This window comes from Acutalibacter sp. LFL-21, assembly GCF_025630755.1.
In the GTDB taxonomy this organism is placed as follows: domain Bacteria; phylum Bacillota; class Clostridia; order Oscillospirales; family Acutalibacteraceae; genus Acutalibacter; species Acutalibacter stercoravium.
Genome location: NZ_JAOTNT010000001.1, coordinates 292,584 through 316,376 on the forward strand (window position 1 = coordinate 292,584; position 23,793 = coordinate 316,376).

At 61.6% G+C, this 23,793-nt stretch carries 24 protein-coding genes; 9 read left to right on the top strand and 15 right to left on the bottom strand.

All coding sequences use genetic code 11. The features are described from left to right. Position 1: 1 nt before the first annotated feature. Entirely contained in the window at positions 2-685 is a 684-nt protein-coding gene (locus ODJ80_RS01290) for a response regulator transcription factor (RefSeq protein WP_178864478.1), read from the bottom strand. Between the two features lie 266 nt (positions 686-951). Between ODJ80_RS01290 and ODJ80_RS01295 the strand changes: the two genes are divergently transcribed. The 4 genes from ODJ80_RS01295 to ODJ80_RS01310 all read left to right on the top strand — a co-directional run bounded on the left by ODJ80_RS01295 (position 952) and on the right by ODJ80_RS01310 (position 3,721). Continuing rightward, positions 952-1,569: a cytidylate kinase-like family protein gene (locus tag ODJ80_RS01295; protein WP_178864479.1), complete on the top strand. Its 618-nt coding sequence runs from the start codon at positions 952-954 to the stop codon at positions 1,567-1,569. Positions 1,570-1,720: 151 nt separating this feature from the next. Then, positions 1,721-2,791, top strand: a complete 1,071-nt coding sequence (locus ODJ80_RS01300; RefSeq protein WP_263040572.1) for an FAD:protein FMN transferase — start codon at positions 1,721-1,723, stop codon at positions 2,789-2,791. Positions 2,792-2,805: 14 nt separating this feature from the next. Further along, entirely contained in the window at positions 2,806-3,192 is a 387-nt protein-coding gene (locus ODJ80_RS01305) for a NusG domain II-containing protein (protein ID WP_263040573.1), read from the top strand. Between the two features lie 19 nt (positions 3,193-3,211). Next, positions 3,212-3,721, top strand: a complete 510-nt coding sequence (locus tag ODJ80_RS01310) for a Gx transporter family protein (RefSeq protein ID WP_263040574.1) — start codon at positions 3,212-3,214, stop codon at positions 3,719-3,721. A 46-nt stretch (positions 3,722-3,767) separates the two neighbouring features. Here the strand turns inward: ODJ80_RS01310 and ODJ80_RS01315 are convergent, their stop codons facing one another. Further along, positions 3,768-4,295: a hypothetical protein gene (locus ODJ80_RS01315; protein ID WP_263040575.1), complete on the bottom strand. Its 528-nt coding sequence runs from the start codon at positions 4,293-4,295 to the stop codon at positions 3,768-3,770. 360 nt (positions 4,296-4,655) lie between these two features. On the opposite strand from ODJ80_RS01315, the gene ODJ80_RS01320 reads away from it, so the two are divergent. From ODJ80_RS01320 to ODJ80_RS01330, 3 genes are all read left to right on the top strand, one after another. Then, positions 4,656-5,996 (top strand): hemolysin family protein, encoded by a 1,341-nt coding sequence (locus ODJ80_RS01320; protein WP_263040576.1) that lies wholly within the window; start codon positions 4,656-4,658, stop codon positions 5,994-5,996. 156 nt (positions 5,997-6,152) lie between these two features. Beyond that, on the top strand, positions 6,153-7,148 hold the full coding sequence (locus ODJ80_RS01325; protein WP_263040577.1) for an SPFH domain-containing protein: 996 nt from the start codon (positions 6,153-6,155) through the stop codon (positions 7,146-7,148). A gap of 17 nt (positions 7,149-7,165) precedes the next feature. Then, positions 7,166-7,336 carry an Arc family DNA-binding protein gene (locus tag ODJ80_RS01330; RefSeq protein WP_178864485.1) on the top strand — a complete coding sequence of 57 codons (171 nt, stop codon included), beginning with the start codon at positions 7,166-7,168 and terminating at the stop codon, positions 7,334-7,336. Between the two features lie 40 nt (positions 7,337-7,376). Here ODJ80_RS01330 and ODJ80_RS01335 read toward each other — a convergent pair whose 3' ends face one another. Both ODJ80_RS01335 and ODJ80_RS01340 read right to left on the bottom strand, forming a co-directional pair. Continuing rightward, positions 7,377-8,105, bottom strand: coding sequence for an NAD-dependent protein deacylase (locus tag ODJ80_RS01335; protein ID WP_263040578.1), 729 nt, complete (start codon positions 8,103-8,105; stop codon positions 7,377-7,379). After that, a complete protein-coding gene (locus tag ODJ80_RS01340; RefSeq protein ID WP_263040736.1) occupies positions 8,102-8,872 on the bottom strand; it encodes an exodeoxyribonuclease III in 771 nt (256 codons plus the stop codon). Before ODJ80_RS01340 ends, ODJ80_RS01335 begins: the two co-directional genes overlap by 4 nt. 144 nt (positions 8,873-9,016) lie before the next feature. On the opposite strand from ODJ80_RS01340, the gene ODJ80_RS01345 reads away from it, so the two are divergent. Beyond that, on the top strand, positions 9,017-9,544 hold the full coding sequence (locus ODJ80_RS01345) for a peptidylprolyl isomerase (protein WP_263040579.1): 528 nt from the start codon (positions 9,017-9,019) through the stop codon (positions 9,542-9,544). 472 nt (positions 9,545-10,016) lie between these two features. On the opposite strand, the gene ODJ80_RS01350 is transcribed toward ODJ80_RS01345, so the two are convergent. From ODJ80_RS01350 to ODJ80_RS01375, 6 genes are all read right to left on the bottom strand, one after another. After that, positions 10,017-11,327: a pyrimidine-nucleoside phosphorylase gene (locus ODJ80_RS01350; RefSeq protein WP_263040580.1), complete on the bottom strand. Its 1,311-nt coding sequence runs from the start codon at positions 11,325-11,327 to the stop codon at positions 10,017-10,019. Positions 11,328-11,348: 21 nt separating this feature from the next. After that, positions 11,349-11,897 carry a GNAT family N-acetyltransferase gene (locus ODJ80_RS01355; RefSeq protein WP_263040581.1) on the bottom strand — a complete coding sequence of 183 codons (549 nt, stop codon included), beginning with the start codon at positions 11,895-11,897 and terminating at the stop codon, positions 11,349-11,351. A gap of 122 nt (positions 11,898-12,019) precedes the next feature. Further along, the gene (locus tag ODJ80_RS01360; protein WP_263040582.1) at positions 12,020-12,442 is read right to left on the bottom strand and encodes a cytidine deaminase; all 423 of its coding nucleotides are present in this window, start codon (positions 12,440-12,442) and stop codon (positions 12,020-12,022) included. Then, positions 12,442-13,098, bottom strand: a complete 657-nt coding sequence (deoC, locus tag ODJ80_RS01365) for a deoxyribose-phosphate aldolase (protein WP_263040583.1) — start codon at positions 13,096-13,098, stop codon at positions 12,442-12,444. The genes ODJ80_RS01360 and deoC overlap by 1 nt, the downstream gene beginning before the upstream one ends. 14 nt (positions 13,099-13,112) lie before the next feature. Further along, positions 13,113-14,057, bottom strand: a complete 945-nt coding sequence (locus ODJ80_RS01370) for a sugar kinase (protein ID WP_263040584.1) — start codon at positions 14,055-14,057, stop codon at positions 13,113-13,115. A gap of 75 nt (positions 14,058-14,132) precedes the next feature. Continuing rightward, entirely contained in the window at positions 14,133-15,104 is a 972-nt protein-coding gene (locus ODJ80_RS01375) for a type I phosphomannose isomerase catalytic subunit (protein ID WP_263040585.1), read from the bottom strand. A 150-nt stretch (positions 15,105-15,254) separates the two neighbouring features. On the opposite strand from ODJ80_RS01375, the gene ODJ80_RS01380 reads away from it, so the two are divergent. Further along, positions 15,255-16,028 (top strand): hypothetical protein, encoded by a 774-nt coding sequence (locus tag ODJ80_RS01380; RefSeq protein WP_263040586.1) that lies wholly within the window; start codon positions 15,255-15,257, stop codon positions 16,026-16,028. Positions 16,029-16,157: 129 nt separating this feature from the next. On the opposite strand, the gene ODJ80_RS01385 is transcribed toward ODJ80_RS01380, so the two are convergent. Genes ODJ80_RS01385 through secA form a run of 5 tightly spaced genes read right to left on the bottom strand, consistent with a single transcriptional unit; the run spans position 16,158 to position 23,786 of the window. Further along, a complete protein-coding gene (locus ODJ80_RS01385; RefSeq protein WP_263040587.1) occupies positions 16,158-17,522 on the bottom strand; it encodes a penicillin-binding transpeptidase domain-containing protein in 1,365 nt (454 codons plus the stop codon). A 3-nt stretch (positions 17,523-17,525) separates the two neighbouring features. Next, entirely contained in the window at positions 17,526-19,352 is a 1,827-nt protein-coding gene (locus tag ODJ80_RS01390; protein ID WP_263040588.1) for an FtsW/RodA/SpoVE family cell cycle protein, read from the bottom strand. Positions 19,353-19,391: 39 nt separating this feature from the next. Next, positions 19,392-20,072, bottom strand: a complete 681-nt coding sequence (locus ODJ80_RS01395; protein WP_263040589.1) for an acyltransferase — start codon at positions 20,070-20,072, stop codon at positions 19,392-19,394. A 58-nt stretch (positions 20,073-20,130) separates the two neighbouring features. Next, positions 20,131-21,003, bottom strand: coding sequence for a hypothetical protein (locus ODJ80_RS01400; protein ID WP_263040590.1), 873 nt, complete (start codon positions 21,001-21,003; stop codon positions 20,131-20,133). Positions 21,004-21,023: 20 nt separating this feature from the next. After that, positions 21,024-23,786, bottom strand: a complete 2,763-nt coding sequence (gene secA / locus ODJ80_RS01405; RefSeq protein ID WP_263040591.1) for a preprotein translocase subunit SecA — start codon at positions 23,784-23,786, stop codon at positions 21,024-21,026. Positions 23,787-23,793: the final 7 nt, after the last annotated feature.

The following is a 23,793-nucleotide window of genomic DNA, read 5'->3' on the forward strand; positions in this document are numbered from 1 at the left end:
TTCAGTTCACCTCGAACCGGTAGCCCACGCCCCGCAGGGTGACGATGAATTTGCTGTAGGGCCCCAAAGACCGGCGCAGCAGCTTGATATGGGTGTCCAGGGTGCGGTCATCCCCGTAAAAGTCATAGCCCCACACGTTGGTAATGAGCATTTCCCGGGTCAGGGCAATGTTTTTGTTCTGCACCATGTAGGCCAGCAGGTCATATTCCTTGGGGGAAAGCTCGGCCCGCTTCCCGTCCACGGTGACAATGCGGGCGTCAAAGTCGATGGAAAGCCCCGCAAAGCTGAGCACATTGCGCTTGTGCTCCTCCCCCTGGGGCTTCACCCGGTTCATAATGGCGCCCACCCGCATCATCAGCTCCTTGGGGGAAAAGGGTTTTACCACATAGTCATCCACCCCCAGCTCGAAGCCGTGGATGCGGTCGTACTCCTCCCCCCGGGCGGAGAGCATGAGCACCGGGGCTTTGCAGGTCTTGCGGATCTCCGCCACGGCGGAGAATCCGTCCAGTTCGGGCATCATCACATCCATGATGATGATATCAAATGCCTCTGGGTGACGGCGGCACAGCTCCACGGCCTCCATGCCGTTTTCCGCCTCTGTCACCTGGTTGCCCTCAAACTCCGCGTATTTCCGGATCAGCGCCCGGATCTTTTCCTCGTCGTCCACCACCAGGATACGGTACATATTCCCACTCCTTTTTTGAAGTTTTTTCCGTTGAGAAAAGCATACTCCCCTTGTGTGAACCCTGGGTGAAGGTTTCGGGAAAGGGGCTATGCCGGTTTCAGTATAGCCCGGCGCGCCGCTTTTTTCAAGCGTTGGGGCCCTTTCTGGCCAAAAATCTGCTGTTGACTTTTCATAAAAAAAAGCGTATCATTTCATTAGGGAAATATCCCATATTTTAAATTGTTGTTTTCTAAAATACTAGCTTTTTTAGATAAGGAGGAATCTTTATGCTGCCTGTCATCACCATTGCCCGCCAGTTTGGAAGCGGGGGCCACGAGGTGGGAGAAAAAGTGGCCAAAAAACTGGGCCTTCCCTTCTTTGACAAGGAACTGATCGCCATGGCGGCCAAGAAAAGCGGCCTTTCTGAAGAGGTCTTTGCCGACGCGGACGAAAAAGCCACCAGCAGCCTCCTCTACTCCATGGTGATGGGGAGTTACGCCTTTGGGGCCCGGGTGCCCAGCATCAACGAAATGCCCATCAATGACAAGCTGTTCATCATCCAGTCAGATATCATCAAAAAGGCCGCGGCAGAGGGGCCCTGCGTCATCATCGGCCGCTGCGCCGATTACATCCTGCGGGAGCACGAGAACTGCCTGAACGTGTTTGTCCACGCAGATAAAGCCGCCCGCATCAAGCGCATTGTGGGCCTTAACTACTGCGAGGAGAAGAAGGCCCCGGACTTTGTCACCAAAAAGGATAAGCAGCGGGCCAACTATTACAACTTCTACTCCAACAACCGCTGGGACGACCTGCAGAACTATGACCTGACCATCGACACTTCCCGCTTCTCGGTGGATATTGCCGTGGATCTGATCATCGACGCCGCTAAAAAGCTGGACCAATAATCCGATTTTTCTCTTCCCGGGGAGGAGGGCGTGAGCCCTTCTCCCCGGTTTTATCTTTCCCGGCCTTCACTTTTCAAACAGGGAGGACTGTGCTACAATAGGACAAAACCGCCGGGCCTCCCCGGCCTGAAACAGGCAAAGGAAACACTGCATGAAAAAACTGAAGCACTGGCTCAACAGCCTTTCCAAGAAAACCGCAAAAAGGCTCTCCCTGGGCATGCTGGCCCTGGGGCTTCTGCTGTTCCTGCTGGCCCTTTGGCTCAACTTGGGGGCAGGGGGCGGAGGCACTACCCTGACCACCTACGCCATGGGCTCTTATGTCCAGCAAACCGTGTACGGCGGAGACGAGGAAGGGGCTGCCCAGGCCGCCAACACCGCCATAACCGAACTGGAGGACCTGATCTCTTGGCGGGTGGAGGGCAGCGATGTAGAGCAGCTGAACCAGGCCGCCGGCACGGATTTTCTGGAGATTGACCAGCGCACCTGGAATGTGCTGCGCACGTCCCTGGATGTGTGCCAGGCCAGCGGCGGCGCCTTTGACATCACCATTGCCCCCATCAGCTGGCTGTGGGACTTTGACGAAAACCCCCGTCTGCCCCAGGCAGAGACCATCGAGGCCCTGCTGCCCGCCGTCAACTACGAGAACATCTCCCTGCTGGAGGACGGCACCGCCGCCCTTCAAACCCACAGCACCGCCCTGGACCTGGGGGCGGTGGGCAAGGGAGCTGCCTGTGACGCCGCTGTGGACGCCTATGAGGAGGCCGGCATAAACCGGGCCGTGGTATCCGTGGGGGGCAGCGTGGGCGTTTACGGGGAAAAGCCGGGAGGCCAGCCCTGGACCATCGCCCTGCGGGACCCGGACACAGAGGGCTCTTTGGGCACCCTCTCCCTTGCCAGCGGTTTCCTTTCCACCTCAGGCAGCTACGAAAAGCAGTTTACAGAGGACGGCGTGACCTACCACCACCTTCTGGACCCGGGCACCGGCTATCCCGCTGAAAGCGGGCTGCTGTCCGTCACCGTGTGGAGCGGCAGCGGAACCCTCAGCGACGCCCTCTCCACCGCCTGCTTTGTGCTGGGCTTGGAGGACAGCCTTCCCGTGCTGGAGCAGTTTGACAGCGAGGCGGTGTTCATTACAGAGGACCACCAGATTTACGTGACTGAAGGCCTGGCGGACGCCTTTTCCCTGACAGGGGAAGGCTATACCCTGGCGGGCACGGTGTGAGGCCGCCTATGCCTATGGAAAAAAAGCCCTTTCTCTCTGCGAAAGGACTGCTGTTGTGCGCCCTGCTGCTTCTGACGGCGGGAATCGCCTACGCGGCCCTCTCCCTCTCCCCCCGGGGGACCTTGGCCCTTGTGGAGGTGGACGGCCAGGTGGTGCTGGAACGGGACCTTTCCTCCCTGGCAGGGACGGAGACCGTCCCCCTGGAAGGGGCAAACGGCATCCAGCTCACAGTGGAGCTCTCTCCCGAAGGGGCCCGGGTGGCCTCCTCCTCCTGCCCGGACCAGGTGTGCGTCCACACCGGGCTGCTCACCCGGGCGGGGGAGTCCGCCATTTGCCTGCCCGCCCGGGCCACCCTCCGCCTGGAAGGGGGCGGGGATGCCATCGACGCCACTGTGTACTGACTGGAGGGAGGAACCTGCCATGAAAAGCAAATCTGGCCGCGTGGCCTTTACCGCGCTTTTAGCCGCCCTGGCCCTGGCCCTCTCCTTTTTAGAGGGGCTGCTGCCCCCCCTGCCCATGATGCCCCCCGGGGCCAAGCTGGGGCTTTCCAACCTGGCCACCATGTACGCCGCCGGCAGCCTGGGCCTGCCCAGCGCCTTGTTTTTGGCGGTGTTCAAGGGTGCGTTCACCTTGGTGACCCGGGGGGGCATGGCCGGGCTGATGAGCCTTTCCGGCGGGGTTATCAGCACGGTGGTGATGTGGCTGCTGCTGAAAAAGGCCAACGCCTCTTTGGGGGTGGTGGGCGTCTGCGGGGCCCTGGCCCACAACGCCGCCCAGCTGTGCGCGGCCTACTTCCTCACCAGCACCAGCGTGCTGTTTTATGTGCCCTTCCTGCTGGTGTTCGGGGTGCTCACCGGGCTGCTGACAGGGCTTGTGCTCAAGCTGACACTGAAGCCCTTGGAGCGGCTGCAAAAATATCTGGGGCCGTGAAAAAAGGACATCCACGGTTTTTCGGGATGTCCTTTCCTGCAAGCCTTTATGTGTCCAGCTCCCCGCAATAGAGGATGTGGCTCTGGCTGTCGTACACGGCGGCGGTGAAGTTTTGGGATGGCCGCTCCATGACCCCCTGGGCGGTGTAGCTGCCGGTCTGCTCATCGCAGAAGAACCAGAAGCCCTCCTCCACCTGGGGGAACAGGGGGCCGCCGTCCTTGCCGGTGAGGTAGGGATTGACACTGATATAGGCCCCATCCTGGGCTTCCTCCATCCCCTCCGTGCCGTAGAGAAGGTACCGGACATCGTTGTCCAGGGGCAGGGCATGCCAGCCCTGGACGGTTTGAAGGGATTCCTCAAATTCCGCGGCCTCCTCCGGGGAGAAGGCAATCTCCCAGTAGGCCGTACCGTCCCCATGGAAGCCCCCGTGGCCGTCCCAGTGGTCTTGCACTGTGCCCTGGGACGCGTTCACTCCCAAGCTCTCCGGCAGGGAGACTGTTTCCCCGCAGGCGGCGCAACACAGGGCCAGCGCCGCGGCCAGGCACAGGGTAAAAAACCGTTTCACGCCCATCATTGCATCATCTCCTTTGACGCCAGTATACACCTTTTTCAGAAGGGGCACAAGGTCCCGGCCGGGGGAGGGCGAAAAGTTCCCTATTGACAAATCATATACGGCCCCATATAATAAAATAAGTATTATATTTTCAAAGAGAGGTACATACTGACATGGACGACGGCGACAGTCACCCTGCCAGCGCCAATTTTCCCCAGGTAAATAGCCAAGTTGTAAAGCATAACTTGCCGCGGAGCCTCGCGGCAGGCTATGCTTTTTTGTGCTTTCCTGGGGGATTTTACCCCCGGAACTAGGGGCCGCTGGCATCTGGAAAAGAGAGAGAATTTGATTTGTTTTTAGAAAAAAAGGAGTGCACATTTTTTGGAAATCTTACTGCAAGTTATACTGATATTGGTCAACGCCTTTTTCGCCGGCACGGAGATGGCCGTTGTGTCCCTAAACGCCACCAAGCTGCGAAAAATGCAGGAGGAAGGGAACAAAATCGCCGGGAAGCTGTTGAGCATGGTGGAGGATTCCTCCGCCTTCCTGTCCACCATCCAGGTTGCCATCACCCTGGCGGGCTATCTGGGCGCGGCCTTTGCCGGCGAGAACTTTGCCCCGGTGCTGTCCAGCTGGCTGTACAATGACCTGGGCTTCCAGCTCATTCCCCTAACCGCCTTAAACAGCGTGGCCATCATCATCATCACCATCATCCTCTCCTACTTCACGCTGGTGTTTGGCGAGCTGGTGCCCAAGCGCATTGCCCTGCAAAAGTCCTATGAATGGGCCAAAATGGCCTGCGGGGTCATCCGGGGCATGGCCTTTGTGCTGCGGCCAGTCATCTGGCTGCTGTCTGTCTCGGTCAACGGCGTGCTGCGCCTGCTGCACATGAAGGTGGAGGCCGAGGAGGAAAACGTCACCGAGGATGAAATCCGTATGATGGTGGACCTGGGCGGCGAAAAGGGCGCCATCGACGAGGATGAGCAGGAGTGGATTCAAAACGTGTTCGACTTTGGGGACAGCTCCGTGCGGGAATCCATGACGCCCCGCAGCGACATGGACGCCCTGGACATTGAATCCACCGATGAGGAAATTTTGGAGATGATCCAGGAGACGGGGCGCAGCCGCTTCCCCGTGTACGAAGAGAGCGTGGACACCATTTTGGGCATTTTAAACGTGCGGGACTACCTGCTGGACCGCAACGCCGGGAAAAAAACCAGTTTAAAGGACCTGCTGCGCCCGGCCCACTTTGTGCCAGAGACCATGAAGGCCGACAACCTCTTTAAAGAGATGCAGAAGGAGAAGGTGCACATCGCTGTGGTGGTGGACGAGTACGGCGGCACCGAGGGCATCATCACCATGGAGGACCTGCTGGAGGAGATTGTGGGCAACATCTACGACGAGTTCGACAAGGCCGAGCAGCCGGAGGTTGTGCCTCTGGGTGAGAACCAGTGGCGCATCGCGGGCTCCACGCCCATCAGCACCCTGGTGGATGACCTGGAGCTGCCCCTGCCGGAAAGCGATGACTATGACACCCTGGGCGGCCTCATCGTCACCCGGCTGAATGCCATCCCCAAGGATGGGGAACAGCTGGACCTGCAGGTGGAAAACGTGGCCCTGCATGTGGAGAAGATTGAGGATCACCGCATTGAGAGCGTGGTGGTGCGCCTGCTGCCAAAGGAGGAGCCGGAAAAACCCGAAAAGAAAGAAAAGGAAAAATAAAATGGCCTCGCAGCCGTGAAGGGGCGCCCGGAGAAAACCCGGGCGCCCCTTTTTGCGCAGTTTCCGGGGAAAATCTCTCCCCCTCCCCTTGACAGCATCTCTATTTGATATTATAATGATATCAAAACAAAAGCTTGGAAAAGGAGTGGTATGAAAATGGAAATGCAAGAAAAAATCGTCAACCGCTATACAGAAAAGCCGGTAAAGACAAAAAACGGCTTTGTCATGCTGGCCTTGATCTTGGTGCTGTTCTTTGGCAGCATTGCCGCCATGGTGTGCGGGCCGGTATTTCTTTCCTCCACCAACGTGGGCGCCGCTGTGGGCATTGCCATCGCCGGAGCGCTGGTGCTTATCTTTGACCTGTTCCTCATGCCGGGGCTGAAGATTCTAAACCCCAACGAGGCCCTGGTGCTGACCCTCTTCGGCAAGTATCACGGCACTCTGAAAAAGGACGGCTACTTCTGGGTGAACCCCTTCTGCGAGGGCATCAACCCCGGGGCCGCTCCCGCCTCTATGACCACTGTCAACGGCAACACCAGCTTCAGCTTTGGGGGCAGCAGGAAGATCTCCCTGAAAACCATGACCCTGAACAACGAGAAGCAAACCGTCAATGACGAGCGGGGCAACCCCATCGTCATCGGCACCATTGTCATCTGGCGGATTGTGGACACCACCAAGGCTGTGTTCAACGTACAGAACTACCGGACGTTTTTGGGAACCCAGTGCGACTCCGCCACCCGGAACATCGCCCGGATGTACCCCTACGACCTGATGGACGACGACGACCAGGGGGAGAAGACCCTGCGGGGCAGCAGCCAGGAAATCGCCGACATGATGAAGCAGGATTTGCAGCAGCGGGTGGCCATTGCCGGGCTGGAGATTCTGGAGGTGCGCATCACCCACCTGTCCTACGCGCCGGAGATTGCCGCGGCCATGCTACAGCGCCAGCAGGCCGAGGCCATTGTGGCCGCCCGGAAGAAAATTGTGGAGGGCGCCGTGGGAATGGTGGAGATGGCTCTGGAGCAGCTGCAGGACCAGCGCATTGTAGACCTGGACGAGGAGCGGAAGGCCGCTATGGTCAGCAACCTGCTGGTGGTTCTCTGTGGCAATAAGGATGCCCAGCCCATTGTGAACAGCGGGTCCATTTATTAAACAAAGGCAGTGATGGAATGGAATCAAAGGAAAAGGGAAAAAAGCAGATCCTGCTGCGCATCTCTCCCAAACTGTGGGAGGACCTGGCCCAGTGGGCCGAGGACGATTTCCGCTCCATCAACGGGCAGATCGAGTATTTGCTGACGGAGTGCGTCAAAAAGAGAAAAAAAGGAAACAAAGAGCCATAGAAGAAGGGAGGGCAGCCGGGGCTGTCCTCCCTTCTTTGTTTCACTTTCCCCCAATGGCCTCCAACTCCTCCACCAGGTCCCCTCGCAGCACCAGGTCCGCCCGGCTGTCATAGGGGGTGGGGTCCCGGTTCAGGATGACCAGCCGGGCGCCCGGGGCCAAATACTCCACCAGCCCGGCCACGGGGTACACCACCAACGAGGTACCCGCCACCAGCATCAAGTCGGCCTCCTCCGCGTAACGGATGGCCTGGCGCAAATCTTTTTCATTGAGGGCCTCCCCGTAGAGCACCACGTCCGGCCGGATCGTCCCCCCGCAGGAGCACTTGGGCACGCCGGCGGTGTGGATGACGCAGGACATGTCGTACTTCTTCCCGCAGGAGAGGCAGGTGTACCGGTTCTCGCTGCCGTGGAGCTCCAGCACGTTTTGGCTGCCCGCCATTTGATGGAGGCCGTCGATGTTCTGGGTGATGACTGCCTGCAGCCTGCCCTCCCGCTCCAGCCGGGCCAGGGCGTAATGGGCGCCGTTGGGCTTGGCGTCCGGGTAGAGCATCACGTTGCGCAGAAAGTCGTAAAACGCCGCCGTGTGATGGACAAAGTACCCATGGGAGAGCATCTCCTCGTAGGAGAGGCCCGCTTTCTTCTGCTGGTACAGGCCATGGGCGCTGCGGAAATCCGGGATGCCGCTGGCGGTGGAGACCCCCGCCCCGCCCAGGAACACCATGCGCTGGCTCTCCTGAACCCACTGGCGCAGCAACTCCAGCTCTGTCACGGCAGGTCCCCTCCTTTCAAGAGCAGCTCCACCGGGCAGTGGTCGCTGCCCATCACCTGGGAGAGAATGCGGCTGTCCTCCAAACGGGGCAGCAGCCGCTCGTCGGCCAGGAAATAGTCAATGCGCCAGCCGGTGTTGTTCTGCCGGGAGTGGAACATGTAGCTCCACCAGGAGTAGGCCCCTTCCTGCTCCGGGTAGAAGTGGCGGAAGGTGTCCACAAAGCCGGTGGCCAGCAGCTCGGCGAACTTGCCCCGCTCCTCGTAGGAGTAGCCCGCGTTGCCGATATTGGACTTGTCATTTTTCAGGTCGATGGGGCGGTGGGCCACGTTCATGTCCCCGCAGACGATGACCGGCTTTTTCTCCCGCAGGGCGGTGAGGTACTCCCGGAAGGCGTCCTCAAACTGCATGCGGTAGCCAATGCGCACCAGGTCCCGCTGGGAGTTGGGGGTGTACACCGTCACCAGAATGAAGCCCTCATACTCCGCGGCGATGACCCGGCCCTCCCCGTCGAACTCCTCCAGGCCCATGCCGCAGGTGACGGAAAGGGGCTCCTTCTTGGAGAAGATAGCCGTGCCGGAGTACCCCTTGCGGGTGGTGGCGGAGTTCCAATACTCAAAATAGCCGGGAAAATCGAAATCCGCCTGCTCCTTCTGCATCTTCGTCTCCTGCAGGCAGAGAATATCCGGGGCCTCCTCTTCCAAAAACTGGGAAAACCCCTTTCCCATGCAGGCCCGCAGGCCGTTGACGTTCCAAGAGACCAGCTTGATGACTGCGTTCTCCAAGCGACCACTTCCTTTTGTTTTAAAATTCTAGGAAAGCATCCCATTTCGGGCTGTTTTGTGCTATAATACCTTCACATTCCAAGGGCGGGCCCATCCCGCCCCAACAGACTGCAAGGGAGGAAATTTCCAATGCAAAATCCCATCGTCACCATCCAGACCACCCGGGGCGCCATCCAAGTGGAGCTCTATCCCCAAGTGGCCCCCAACACGGTGAACAACTTCATCTACCTGGTAAAGCAGGGTTTCTATGATGGCACCATCTTCCACCGGGTCATCCCCGGCTTTATGATTCAGGGCGGCGACCCGGAAGGCACCGGCATGGGCGGCCCCGGCTACGGCATCAAGGGCGAGTTTGCCGCAAACGGCTTCCAGAACGACCTGCGCCACACCACCGGCGTCATCTCCATGGCCCGCAGCCAGCGGCCCAACTCCGCGGGCAGCCAGTTCTTCATCATGGTGGACGACGCCCCCTATCTGGACGGCCAGTACGCCGCCTTTGGCAAGGTGACCGAAGGCATGGAAGTGGCTCAGGCCATTGTGTCCGCCCCCCGTGACCGGGCCGACCGCCCCTACGAGGACCAGATCATGGAGAAGGTCACCGTGGAAACCTTTGGCCAGGAGTATCCCGAACCCATCACCGGCCCCGAGCACGGCTAACCGGGGAGGCCCCCGGGGGCAAGTCGCGCCTTGGGGGTCCTGGTCCCCAGTGGGGACCGTCCAGGACCGACCGAGCCGACAGGCGAGACTGGCGGCTGACCGCCGCGCCTGTGAAAGGAACTAGCGCACGTCCGCGGGGGTTGCACCCCGGGCAATTCGCGGCGGAGTGCCTCCGCTGTCGATTCGCGCCTTGGAGCGGCGGCTTACGCCGCGCTTGTGAAGGGAACTCACGCACGTCCGCGGGGGTTACACCCCGGGCAAGTCGCGCCTTGGGCAGCTCGCTCCGCTCGTGCTCATCGAACCGCTAGCGCACGTTCGCGGCGGAGGCTGTTTGCTGAAACTCTCTCAGGCAGCACTCTGTGCTGCCTGCCCCCTCTGGGATGGACGGAGCAAAACAAGCCCCACACGGAAAAGCTACAAACAAATGCAGACAACGGGAGCCGCCGCGCGGTTCCCGTTTTTTTGCGGGGATTTACCCCTCCGCCACCCGGTCCAGGATCATGGGGCCGGTTTGGGGAGCTTGGGGGCCCACCTCCAGGGCCTGGAAGAAGCGCTCTTCTCCCCGGCGGCACAGGGCCTCGCTTTGGGCGTACAGCCGGGCGATGGGCTGGCCCTGCTCCACCCGGTCCCCTTTGTTCTTCAGCAGGATGATCCCCGCCCCAAAGTCGATGGAGCTCTCTTTTGTTTCCCGTCCCGCTCCCAGTTCCACAGCGGCAAGGCCGCAGCCCTCCGCGTCCAGGCGGGTGATGTACCCCGCCTGGGGCGCGGCGATTTCCACACAGGCCGGGGAAATGGTAAATCTCTCCGGGTTTGTGATATAGCTGCCGTCGCCCCCTTGGGCCTCCGCCATCTGGCGCAGCTTCTCCAAAGCCCCGCCGGAGCGCACAGCCTCCACGGCCTTGGCTCGGGCCTCCTCCATGGTTTCCGCCTGGCGTCCCAGGTAGACCATGTTGGCGGAAAGCTCCAGGCACAGAGAGCGCAGCCGGTGGTCCCCCTTGCCGGAGAGCACCTCCACCGCCTCCTGCACCTCCAGGGCGTTGCCGATCTTCCGGCCCAGGGGCATGTCCATGTCTGTGATAAGGGCCACGGTCTGGCGCCCCACCTGGCTGCCAATGCGCACCATCTCCCGGGCCAGGGCGCGGGAGTCCTCCAGGGTCTTCATAAAGGCGCCGGAGCCCACCTTCACGTCCAGCAGGATGGCGTCCGCCCCGGCGGCGATCTTCTTGGACATGATGCTGGAGGCGATCAAGGGCAGGCTCTCCACCGTGGCGGTCACGTCCCGCAGGGCGTAGAGCTTCTTGTCCGCGGGGCACAGGTTCCCCGACTGGCCGATGATGGAAAGCCCCGTCCGCTTTACGATGTCGAAGAACTCCTGGCGGGGAATATCCGTGCGCAGGCCGGGGATGCTCTCCAGCTTGTCCACGGTGCCCCCGGTGTGGCCCAGGCCCCGGCCGCTCATCTTGGCGATGGTCACCCCGCAGGCCGCGGCAATGGGCCCGATGATCAGGGAGGTCTTGTCCCCCACGCCGCCGGTGGAGTGCTTGTCCACCTTCACTCCCGGCAGGGCGGAAAGGTCCACCCTGTCCCCGGAGCCGGCCATTTCCAGGGTCAGGTCCCCGGTCTCCCGGCGGGTCATGCCCCGGAAGAAAATGGCCATCAGCAGGGCGCTGGCCTGATAATCGGGGATCTCCCCCCGGGTGAAGCCTTGGACAAAAAAGCGCAGCTCTTCCCGGGTCAGCTCGCCCCCCCCCCGCTTCTTATGGATGATGTCGTACATGCGCATAGAACGTTCCTCTTTCCCAGGTTACAGATACAGGTTCATGTACCAGGCGTCGAAGTCCCGGCCATCCACCTTCACAAACTTCTTGTACAGGCCCATCTTCTCAAAGCCCAGGTGCTCATACAGGGCCACGGCCCGCTCATTGTCGGAGCGCACCTCCAGCTGGAGCACCTCCAGGCCCGCGCCTTTGGCAAAGGAAATCAGGGCCTCCATGGCCTTCCGTCCAACGCCCAGGCCCCAGAAACCCTTCCCCACGGTGACGGACAAGCTGGCCCGGTGGGACACCCGCTCCCGGGCAGTGAGGGCGTCGCAGGAGGCGATGGCCACCAGCTCCTCCCCCACAAAGCCCGCCAGCATGATGGACTTCTCCTCCTTCCGCTGGCTTTCCAAAAAGGCCCGCTCCCGTTCCACAGGCATGGGGAAGCCGTCCTTGCCGAAAAGCAGGTTGTCGCTCTCCCCGCCCACCCGATTCAGGTAAGCGAGTACCTTGGGGGCGTCGTCGGGGACAGCCTCCCGCAGCAGAAGGGTCTGCCCGTTTTTCAGGACATAGGTCTTGGGTTCCCATTCGCTCATGGGAGACACTCCTTTCAAACACAAGTTGTACCGCGCGGCGGCACGAAAATTTCCGGGATTACCAGCGCAGCCGGAGCAAAGAAAGCCAGGGGCAAGGCCGCCCGGGCCCGCCCCCTTTTCCCTTACTGCAAGTTCCCCGGCCCAAAGGCCAGGGGCAGCAGGTCCTCCAGCTTCTTCACTTGGAGCTCTTTCCCGTCCGTCATCACGATCTCGAACTCCGGCCCGCAGAACTCCGCCATCACCTGGCGGCACACGCCGCAGGGGGCGCAGAGCTCACGGGGCTCCTGCCCTTTCCTGCCCCCCACAATGGCGATGGCCTTGAACTGCCGCTTGCCGTCGTTCACCGCCCGGAAAAAGGCGGTGCGCTCGGCGCAGCAGGTGGCGGTGAACCCGGCGTTCTCGATGTTGCACCCGGCGTACACCGAGCCGTCGGCGCACAGCAGGGCCGCCCCCACCGCGAACCCCGAATAGGGGCAGTAAGAATTTTTCCGGGCCTCTTTGGCCCGCTCCACCAGGGCCAGGCGCAGGGCCTCCCGCTGTTCCATCACAGGCCCGCCTCCTTTGCCAGCTTCACCAGGCGGCTGGTGCCCAGCCGGTCCGCCCCCAGGGCGAGGAAGCGCTCCGCGTCCTCCTTGGAGGAGATGCCCCCGGCGGCCTTCACCAGGACGTGGGGCGGGGTGTGGCGGCGCAGCAGGGCCACGTCGTCAAAGGTGGCCCCGCCTGTGGAAAAGCCCGTGGAGGTCTTGATATAATCCGCCCCGGACTCCCCCACCACCTGGCACAGCCGCACCTTCTCCTCCTGGGAGAGCAGGCAGGTCTCGATAATAACCTTCAGCACCCGGCCCTGGCAGGCGTTTTTCACCGCCCGGATCTCCGCCTCCACCTGGTCGTACAGGCCGTCCTTCACCCAGCCCAGGTTCGCCACCATGTCGATCTCCTGGGCGCCGTTGCCCACCGCGTTGGAGGCCTCTGCCGCTTTGATGGGGGCGGTGCTGTACCCGTTGGGAAAACCGATCACCGTGCAGATGGGCACCCGCCCGGCGGCGTATTGGGCCGCCTGCTTCACATAGGCGGGCGGGATGCACACGCTGGCGCATCCATACTGGATGCCCTCGTCCACAATGCGCCGGATTTCCTCCCACCGGGCCGCCGGATTTAGAAGGGTGTGGTCCACATGGGAGAGGATGTCACGCCATTCCATACACAAGCCCCCCTTCAAGCCGTGCCTTCCAGGATGATCTTGGAGAGCTGCTCCCGGGTGGGAAGCCCCTCGTTGTCGCTGCGGTGGGTGATCTGGATGGCTCCGATCACGTTGCCCCGGAAGGTGGCCTCCTCCAGGGTTTCCCCCTCTGCCAGGGCGCTGATGACACCGGCGGCAAAGCCGTCCCCGGCGCCCACAGTGTCCACCTTTTCCCGCACGGGGAACGCGGGGGAGTACCCCGCCTTGCCGCCCAGCTGGGAGAAGTAGGCCCCTTCCTTGCCTGTTTTGACCACCACGTTCTTCACGCCCAGGCTGTGATAGTATTCCGCCACGCCCTCGGGCGTATCCCGGCCTGTGAGGATCCTCCCCTCGCCAATGCCGGGAAGGATGGTCTCCACCCCCTGGGCCAGGCCGTTAAGGGTCGCGATCATCTTTTTCTCGCTGGCCCACAGCTGGGGCCGCAGGTTGGGGTCGAAGGAGATGGGCAGCTCCAGCGCCTGGGCCCGCTGGATCAGCCGTTTGGTGGCCGCCAGGGCGCTTTCGGAAACGGCCGGGAAGATGCCCGTTACGTGCAGGCGCTCGCAGCCGTACAGGTCCAGCTTGTCGATGTCGTGAGGGGTGATGGTGGAGGCCGCAGAGCCCTTGCGGTAATAGGCGATGTCCGGGTCGCCCTTCTGGGTGAACGCCTTCATCATAAAGCCGGTAAGGGCCTCTTCGGTCTGCATCACCAGGTCGGTGGCAATGCCGTTCTGCCGCATGCCCCGCAGGATGCGCTCGCCCAGGGGGTCAAAGCCCAGGCGGGTGCAGTAGGCCGGGGTGTGACCCAGCCGTGCCAGGCCCACCGCCACATTGTACTCCGCCCCGGCGATGGAGACGGTAAAGCCGTTCACCTCGCTGAGGGAGCCGGTCTCATTGGCCATAAACAAGCCCATTGGTTCACCCATCAGGATAATTTTCATCGTCAAATCCCTCCTAAAGTTAAGTTTCATCCATCTAACGCCGCAGCCGTTCTGCCTGAAAGGGTGGCTGGGCTGTCATTCCCCTTGGGCAGGCACGGTGGTTTTCACCAGCTCCGCCTCCCCGCAGACCCGCACCCGGCCGGTGCCGGCTGGCACGAACAGGCTGTCCCCCGCCGTAAACTCCAGGGCGTTTTCCGGCCCTTCCAGCCGGCCGCCGCCCTTCACGCACAACAGGGAGATAAAGCTGTCCTCCCCGGCCTCCAGAACCAGTGCCTCCTCCACCCGCAGCTTCTCGGTGGAGAAATAGGGGCACTCCGCCAGGGTTTGGGCCGTGCCCCCCGCGCAGGAGCGCACCGGCCCCAAATGGCTGGCCGTGTCCGAGGGCTCCAGCCTGCACACGTCCATGGCCTTGGCGATGTGCAGCTCCCGGGGCTTGCCGTCGGCGCCCCGCCGGCCGTAGTCATAGACCCGGTAGGTGCAGTTGGAGTTCTGCTGGATCTCGCAGATCAAGATGCCCGCCCCGATGGCGTGGATGGTGCCGGACTGGATGAAGAACACATCCCCCGGGTGGACCTCCACCTTGTTGAGCACCTCCAGCACCGTGTTGTTCTCAATGCGCTGCTGGAACTCCTCCTTGCTCACCGGGCGGTTCACCCCAAAGTAGAGAAACGCCCCGGGCTCGCAGTCCACGATGACCCACATCTCCGTCTTGCCGTACTCGCCCTCCACCCGCAGGGCGTACTCGTCGCTGGGGTGCACCTGGATGGAAAGAGGGTCCTTGGCGTCGATGAGCTTGATGAGCACCGGGAAGTCCCTGAAGGCCCGGGCGTTTTTCCCCAGGACTTCCGGGAACTGTTGAAAATACTGGCTCAGAATCAGGCCCGGATGGTCCCCGCCCGCCAGGGTGCTCTCCCCGGCGGGGTGGGTGGAGAGCTCCCAGCTCTCCGCCACCTTGTCAAAATCGCAGTTTTTGCCGTACACATCCCGCAGCTTGGTGCCGCCCCACAGGTAATCCTTGAACGCGGGAGAAAGCTGTTCCAGCTTCATAGAGGTCTCCTCCTCATTTTGGGTACGATTTGGTTGCAGCGTTGTCACAGGGGTTACAACACTGTTCCGAGACAAATCCTCCCCTTTATGGTATACTATTTTTGGGAAAAACGCAAACCTTTTTCGTCCCTGAAAAAGGAGGGATTCTTTATGAAAAAGAAAGCTCTTTCGCTTCTTCTGGCCCTGGCCTTCTGCCTGGCCCTGCCCATCCCCGCTTCGGCCAATTCGGCGGAGCCCCCCGGCCTAACGGTGCTGGTGCTGGACCCGCCGGAGGAGCTGCGCTTGACCCTCACACTGACAGAGGAAGGCGCTGACCCCATGACTTGGTCCTTGCGAGAAAGCTCTGTGCTGTGGGAAAAGTATTACAGATTTTTCGGCAGTTATCAAGCCGCCTGGGGCACCGAGAACGCCCTTCCCGCCACCCTGCTGGTGGAAATGGGGGAAGAGAGCTTTTCCCTTCCCATCGACCCAGAGGGCTTCTCCCGCTACAACAATCTTGTCACCCTGGATGTGGCGGGCAAACGGCTGCTGTACGGCCAGCCCTGGTGGCGGCAGCCTTTGCTGATCTTCCTGCGGGTGTCCCTGACCTTGGTGCTGGAGGGCCTGGTGTTTTTGCTTTTTGGCTACCGGCAAAAGCGCAGCTGGCTGGTGTTCCTGCTTGTAAACCTGGTCACCCAGCTGGGGGTGAACCTGTGCATCTACTGCGTCGCCTCGCCCACTGCCCTAGAACCCTACGCCGCCCTCATCTACCTGGGGCTGCTGCTCTACACCCCTATGGAGATCTTGGTGCTTGTGGCGGAAGCGATTGCCTTCTCCCGCCTTTTAAAGGAACACCGGAAACGCCGGGCTGTGGGGTACGCCTTTGTAGCCAACCTATTTAGTTGGGCTTTGGGAGGCGCCCTGCTGGCTGTTCTGCCCCTGTAATCTATTCTTCGAGTTCAACCCTCCCCACTTTATACAGAGCGCCCCGCCTGGCGCAGCTTCCAGGCGGGGCGCTCCCTTTTTCTGTTTGGATGGAAAAAAGCGCCCTTTCACTGGGGCGCTTCTTTCCCATTAACCGGCCAACGCTGTCAAAACGGCGCTGGCCACGCTGCCGGCGCTCTCGATGCCGCCGGTGCCGTCCTCCACCAGCACGGCGAAGGCGTAAGGGTACTGCTGGGAGTCGCAGAAACCCACCATCCAGCAGTTGGGGCCCTGGTCCTCCCCCACCTCGCCGGTGCCGGTCTTGGCGCACACGTTCATGCCGCTGGGGAACAGGTAGTCCCCGTAATAATACTCCACATTGTTGCGCAGAAGGGTCTTTAAGTTCTGGGCCTCCGTGGCGGTGACCAGCTGGCGGCTGCCGCCGGTCAGGCCGTCCAGCAGGCCGCCCCCCTGGGTGAGCCAGGGCTCCACATACTCGCCTCCGTTGGCGATGGCCCCCATGAGCACCATCATGTGGTAGGGGTTGCTGAGCACTGTGTACTGGCCCACGCCGGCCCATCCCAGCTCATTGGCGTTGGCGCCGCTCAGGTCGATGGTGCTCTGGGATACGGAGATGCCGCTAAAATCCAGCTGGGTGTTAAAGCCCATCTCCTCCGCCTTCTGCTGCAGGGCCTCTGCGCCCAGGTCGTTGGCCAGCTGGGCGAAGTACACGTTGCAGGAGTTTCCAAAAGCCGTGGCCAGGTCCTGGGTGCCGTGGGCATTGCCGTGCAGGCAGGTCACGGTACTCTCTCCCAGCGTGACAGAGCCCTGGCAGTCGTAGGAGAGGGAGCTCCAGGTGTCGGGGTATTTTTCCATGGCCGCCGCGGCGGTGACGACCTTAAAGATGGAGCCCGGGGTAAAGCTGCCGGACAAAGTGTTGTCCAGATAGGCGCCCTTGTAGGCCTCGTTGGTCTCAATGTCCTCTGGCACGGCGTTGGGGTCGAAGGTGGGGGCGCTGACCTTTGCCAGCACCTCCCCGGTCTTGTAGTTGTACACCAACACCGCCCCGTTTTTGCCCCCCAGGGCATTGTAGGCGGCGGCACAGGCGTTTTGGTCCACTGTTAAGGAGATATCGCTGCCCATGCGGTTAAAAAAGGTGTCGTTCAGGCCGGTGATGAGGTTGTAGCCAGAGAGCTTTCCCCGCATGGTGGACTGCACACTGGTGGAGATATACCCGTAAGGGTCCCCCACCGTGTGAAGCAGAGAGCGGCGCACCGTCTCATCCGGGCTGTAGATCCGGGCCCCCTCTTGGGTGGTGGCCAGCAGGTTGCCGTTCCGGTCGGTAATGTCCCCCAGGGTGACCGTGGAGTTTTCGGAATTCAAATGCCCGTTATAGGGCTGCATGGCCCATTGGCCCCCGTGCAAAAACAGGTTTACCAGCAGGTAGCCCAGCCCGCCCAAAAAGGCGGCCAGCAGCAGGTAAAGCACCATCGAGCGGAATCCAGTTGTGCGCATGGGTCAGGCCTCCCTTCTGGAATGGCGGCCCCCTCTAGAGCGGGAGGGCGCCGCGGTCTTTCCCCGGCGGGGCGGGGCGGGCTCCTGCACAGGAACCCCTCGGCCCCGGCTGGGGGGTTGGGCATAGTCCTGGCGCAGGCTCTTCCGGCTGGCCCGGCGGGCGGCGTAGGTGCGCTCGTCACTGGCCTTCAAAAAGGCCATCATCCCCCAGACGGAGATCAGGCTGGAGCCGCCGGAGCTGATAAAGGGCAGGGTCACGCCGGTAAGGGGCAGCACGTCTGTGGCGCCATACACATTCAGCGCCGTTTGGAACATCAGCATCCCCGCGGCGGCGCAAGCCGCGATGGAGAAAAAGGTGGAGCGGCTTCTGGTCACGTCGCTGCGGGCGTAGAAGATCCACAGCACAAAGGCCAGCAGCACCACCAGGCCCAGAAGCAGGCCCTGTTCCTCGCACAGCAGGCCAAAAACCAAATCGCTGTCCGCGGCGGGGACGCTGCCCATATAGCTGCTTCCCAGCCCCAGGCCGAACAGGCCGCCGCTGGCCAGGTAGGTCAGCACCCGGGTCTGCTGGTAGCCCACGCCGTTGACATCCTCCCACACGTGGCCCCAGCCCATAAAGCGGTCCAGCACATAGGGCTTTACCGTCAGAACCACCAGCACCGCCAGCACCGCCCCAGCCAGCACCAGGGCGATGGTGCGCACGCTACCGGAACGCATGAAGGCGATGATGAGGAAGGTGGCGAACAGGATCAGCGCCATGCCGAAGTCCGGCATCAGGGCCAGCAGGCCGATGCATGCGCCGGTAAAAATCAAGAACTCGCCGATGTTCTTTTTGGTCTGCAGGCGGTCCAAGGTGGAGGTGCCCACAAAGATAAAGGCGATTTTCACAAACTCCGAGGGCTGCACGCTGAGGGGCCCAATGCGAATCCAGTTGGTAGAGCCCCCCGCGTTGGTGCCGATCAGCAGCGTCAGGGCCAATAGGCCGATGGCCCCCAGGCCGATCCACAGGCGGCACTTGGCCACCCGCTCCATATCGTTCATAAACCAGATCATGAAGCAGAACAGCAGGGTGCCCAGCAGCATGGCGGCAATCTGGGTGGTGACGCCCTGGATATCATAGGCGGAAAGCAGCTGGATGCCGATGCCCGAAAGCAGGTACGCTACGGTCTCAATCTCAAAGCTGACCCGGTGCATCACGCCGATGGAAAAGATATACAGGCCCCAGCCCATCACCAGCACTGCCCCGAAGGGGATGAACTGCTCGGGGTGGAGCTCCCCGCCGGAAAGGGCGCCCTGCACCGCCATAATCAGCAGGGCCAGGGTGGCCACCATCATCAGCTTAAAGGGGGAGGCCGCCTCCCGGGAGAAGCCGGTGAAGATGCGGCGGCGCTCCCGGGGCTGGGCGTCGGTGTTCCACAGGGTCAGGGTGGTGGCGCCCATGGTCACCCGGTCGCCAATGTTCACCAGTTTCCGGTCCTGGATCTTCTTGCCGTTGACGTATACGCCGGACTTAGAACCCGTGTCGCAGATAAACCAGCCCTCGTCCCGGCGCAGCAGCACCGCGTGGTCCCGGCTGGCGGTGGCGTCCGGCAGGTAGATGTCGCAGCTTTTGCTGCGGCCGATGGAGTTCTCCCAGTACAGCACGGGGAACCGCGTGCCAGAGGCCTCGTCCCACAGCATGACCACGGGGTCCCGGCGGCGCTGGCCCTTTTTAAAGGAGGTGTAGCACCGCCACACCACATACAGGGCCAGCAGGGGCACAATGGCCCGCAGAATCAGCAGAACCGTGGGCAACACCCCCGACTGCAGAAATTCCAGTATCGCTTCCAAAAGCTCATCCCCTTTCCCAAGGCCGGGGGCGTTCCCGGCTCAGTTTCCTTCCCGCAGGGGGACAGTCTCCCCGTTGTTTTTGTGAATCATCCGCTCTGGCACAAAGCCCCGCACCATGGAAAGGGGGTACACCCGAGAGTTCCTTCCCACCACGGTGCCGGGGTTTAAAACGCTGTTGCAGCCCACCTCTACATGGTCGCCCAGCATGGCGCCAAACTTTTTCAGGCCCGTGTCCACCCGGCGGAAGCCCGCGTGGACCGTCACCGGGGACTTGTCCTGCTTCACGTTGGAGGTGACAGCCCCCGCCCCCATGTGGGACTTGTAGCCCAGGATGGAGTCCCCCACATAGTTGTAGTGGGGCACCTGCACATTGTCGAACAGGATGACATTCTTCAGCTCGGTAGAGTTGCCCACCACGCAGTTTTCCCCCACCAGGGCGTTCCCCCGGATGAAGGCGCCGGGCCGCACCTCGGTGCCGGCCCCGATGATGCAGGGGCCCGCGATATAGTTGTTGGGGTAGATTTTGGCCGTCTTGTGAATCCACACGTTTTCCTGGGGATGGTCGTACTCCTCTAAGGAGAGGGCGGCCCCCAGCTCCTGGATAAAGGCGCCAATCCTGGGAAGGGCCTCCCAGGGATAAGCCGTCCCTGCCAGCAGGGGGGCGGCGGCGGTGTGGCTCAGGGCATACAGGTTTTTAGTTTGCAGCATTGCTTCTTCCATGGTGTATCTCTCCTTTTGAAAACAGGGCGGACCCTGTCCGCCCTGCTTCTTTCAGCGCTCAGCTGTGAAGCTGAAGCACCGTTTTGTCAATGGTGTCCAACTGGTTGGTGTCCAGCTGCAGCTCGCCCGCGTCAGTCTGGCGGATGTCCAGGGCGATGGTCACCGGCTCGCTGCCGTAACGGATGCTGGAAAGCTCCTCCTGGCAATATGCCACCACCTTGTCCACAAACAGGGAGTTGGCGTCCACCGGCTCCGAATCCGCCTGGGAGGTCTCTTCCTCATCAGAGGAGCTGGAGTCCTCACCGGTGTAGCTGCCGTAAGAGCCCTCATCGCTGTAACTATCGTAGGAATCGCCGTAACCGTCCCCATAGCTATCGTCATAGCCATCTCCGTAGGAGCCGCCGTCATACCCGTAGGTGCTGTCATCGCTCCCATAGCTGTCCTCATCCTGAGAACTGGAGCTGTTGGCCAGGGTGGCTTCCTCTTCCGCCTCTGTGCGCAGCTGGCTGATGGTGTCCTCCAGCCCGCTGAAGTTGACAATGGGGTCAATCTCCACCTCCAGGTAGTAGCCCCCATCCACCTTCTGCTCGTCCTTCACGGTGTAATCCGCCTGGCGCAGAGCCTGGCGCATCACATCTTCCAGCTGGGTCAGCTGGTCGTCGCTGGGGCTTAGGCCGTAGGTGTTGCAGAAATTAACCGCCGCGTTGGTCACAGTGGTGGTGTTGTTTTGTTGGGCCACCTCTTCCGTGGCGGCAGCCACCGCCATATAGGAGGTGTTCTCCCCCTTGTAAGAGCTGTCCAGCAGGGCCTGAAAATAGCCGGAGACATCGTAATCCGCAAAACCCGTCATGGGCAAGGAGCACCCCGCCAGGGCCAGGGAGAGCCCTGCCGCCGCAGCCGCCAGGGCCGCCCGCTTCCATCCTTTTTTCACGTCACGCCCTCCTTGGCGGCTCACTCGTTGCGGCCGCAGCATTTCTTGTACTTCAGCCCGCTGCCGCAGGGGCAGGGGTCGTTGCGGCCGGGTTTCTTCTGCTTTTTCACCGGCTGCTTCTGCACGGTGCCGTCTCCGGCAGCGGCGGCAGAGGAGGTGCCGGTCTCTTTGGCCACCTGCTCCCGCTGGGGGGCCTCCTCCTTCTTGCGCAGCCGCACGGTAAGCATCATCTTGGCGGTGTTCTCCCGGATGGCGGCAATCATGCTGTCAAACATGTCGAAGCCCTCCAGGCGGTACTCCACCACCGGGTCCTGCTGGGCGTAAGCCCGCAGGCGGATGCCGTCCTGCAGCTGTTCCATGGCGTCGATGTGGTCCATCCACTCCTGGTCCACGTTGCGCAGCAGCACCACGCGCTCCACCTCCCGCATAATGGGGGGCGTGAACTCCTTCTCCTTGGCGGCGTAAATGGCGTCGGCCCGGTTCTTCAGCTCGGTGACCACATGCTCCGGCTCCAGGTCCTCCACCTCAGACTTGGTAAAGCGCAGCTCCTCCGGCCCAATCAGCCAGCCCATATAGTGCTCCCGCAGGCCGGGCAGGTCCCAGTCCTCGTGGGGGGTGTTCTCCGGCAGGTAGCGCTTCACGTTGTCCTCAATGGCGCCATAGATCATCTTTTGGATCTGTTCCTTCATGTTCTCGCCGTTTAAGACCTGGTCCCGCTGGCTGTAGATGATCTGCCGCTGGCTGTTCATCACCTCGTCATACTGGAGCACGTTCTTCCGGATGGCGAAGTTGCGGCTCTCCACCTTGCGCTGGGCGCCCTCGATGGAGTTGGAGACAATGCCCGCCTCGATGGGGGTGTCGTCGTCAATTTTCATCTTGTCCATAAAGCCCTGAAGCCGCTCGCCGCCGAAGAGGCGCATCAGGTCATCCTCCAGGGAGATGTAGAACCGGCTCTTGCCGGGGTCGCCCTGGCGGCCGGCGCGGCCCCGCAGCTGGTTGTCGATGCGGCGGGACTCGTGGCGCTCTGTGCCGATGATATACAGGCCGCCCAGCGCGCGGACCTCCTCCGCCTCGGGGGCAATCTCGTCCTTATACTTCTTGTTCAGCTCCGCAAAGGTCTTGCGGGCCTCCAGGATGGCCTCGTCCTCGGTGTGGCTGTAGGCAGAGGCCTCCGCCAGCATCTCCTCGTCATAGCCCATCTTGCGCATCTCGGCCTTGGCCATGAACTCCGCGTTGCCGCCCAGCAGGATGTCGGTGCCGCGGCCCGCCATGTTGGTGGCGATGGTCACGGCGCCTTTGCGGCCGGCCTGGGCCACAATCTGGGCCTCCTTCTCATGGAACTTGGCGTTGAGCACCTCGTGCTTGACGCCCCGGGCCTTCAGCAGCTTGGAGAGCAGCTCGCTCTTTTCGATGGTGATGGTGCCCACCAGCACGGGCTGGCCCTTCTGGTGGTGCTCCACAATGTCGTTGATGACGGCCTGGAACTTGGCCTGCTGGGTCTTGTAGACCACGTCGGGGCAGTCCTCCCGAATCATGGGCCGGTTGGTGGGGATCTCCACCACGTCCAGCTTGTAGATCTCCGAGAACTCCTCCTGCTCGGTCATGGCGGTACCCGTCATGCCAGAGAGCTTGTCGTACAGGCGGAAGTAGTTCTGGAAGGTGATGGTGGCAAGCGTCCGGCTTTCCCGGGCCACCTCCACGCCCTCCTTGGCCTCAATGGCCTGGTGCAGGCCCTCGTTGTAGCGGCGGCCGTACATCAGGCGGCCGGTGAACTCATCCACAATGATGACCTCGCCGTCCTTCACCACATAGTCCTGGTCCCGGTGCATAATGCCCCAGGCCTTGATAGCCTGGTCCACATGGTGCTGGATCTTCAGGTTGTCCGGGTCGGTCAGGTTCTCGATGCCGAAGAACTCCTCGGCCTTTTTCACGCCCCGGCGGGTGAGGGAACAGGTCTTCCGCTTCTCATTGACGATGTAGTCGTAGTCCTTATAGAGCTCGTCGTTGTCCTCTTTCTCATCGGTCTCCTTGACGCGGATGGGCTTCAAAGACCGGGCAAAGGCGTTGGCCCGGCCGTAGAGGTCATCGGCCTTGGCGCCCTGACCCGAGATGATAAGGGGGGTGCGGGCCTCGTCGATGAGGATGGAGTCCACCTCGTCCACAATGGCGTAATAGTGGCCCCGCTGCACCTTGCGCTCCTTGTAGGTGACCATGTTGTCCCGCAGGTAGTCAAAGCCCATCTCGTTGTTGGTGCCATAGGTGATGTCGCAGGCGTAAGCCGCCTTCTTCTCCTGGGAGGACATGCCGTTGAGGGCCAGGCCCACAGTCATCCCCATAAAGTTGAACACCCGGGCCATCATCTCGCCCTGGTACTTGGCCAGGTACTCGTTGACCGTAACCACATGGACGCCCTTCCCCGTCAGGGCGTTGAGATAAGCGGGCAGGGCCAGGGTGAAGGTCTTGCCTTCACCGGTCTTCATCTCGGCGATGCGACCCTGGTGCAGGATGATGCCGCCCTGCACCTGCACCGGGAACAGCCGGATGGAGAGCACCCGGGCCATGGCCTCCCGGCAGGCGGCAAAGGCGTCGGTGAGGATATCGTCCAGGGTCTCGCCCTTTTCCAGCCGCCCCTTGAGAAGGCCGGTCTGGGCCTTCAGCTCCTCATCGCTCAACTGCTTATATTTGTCTTCCAAGCCCAGCACCTGGTCCACCAGGGGCTGGATGCGCTTTAATTCCCGTTTGCTGTAATTTCCAAACAGCTTCGTCAAAAGTCCGTTAGCCATACAAGCC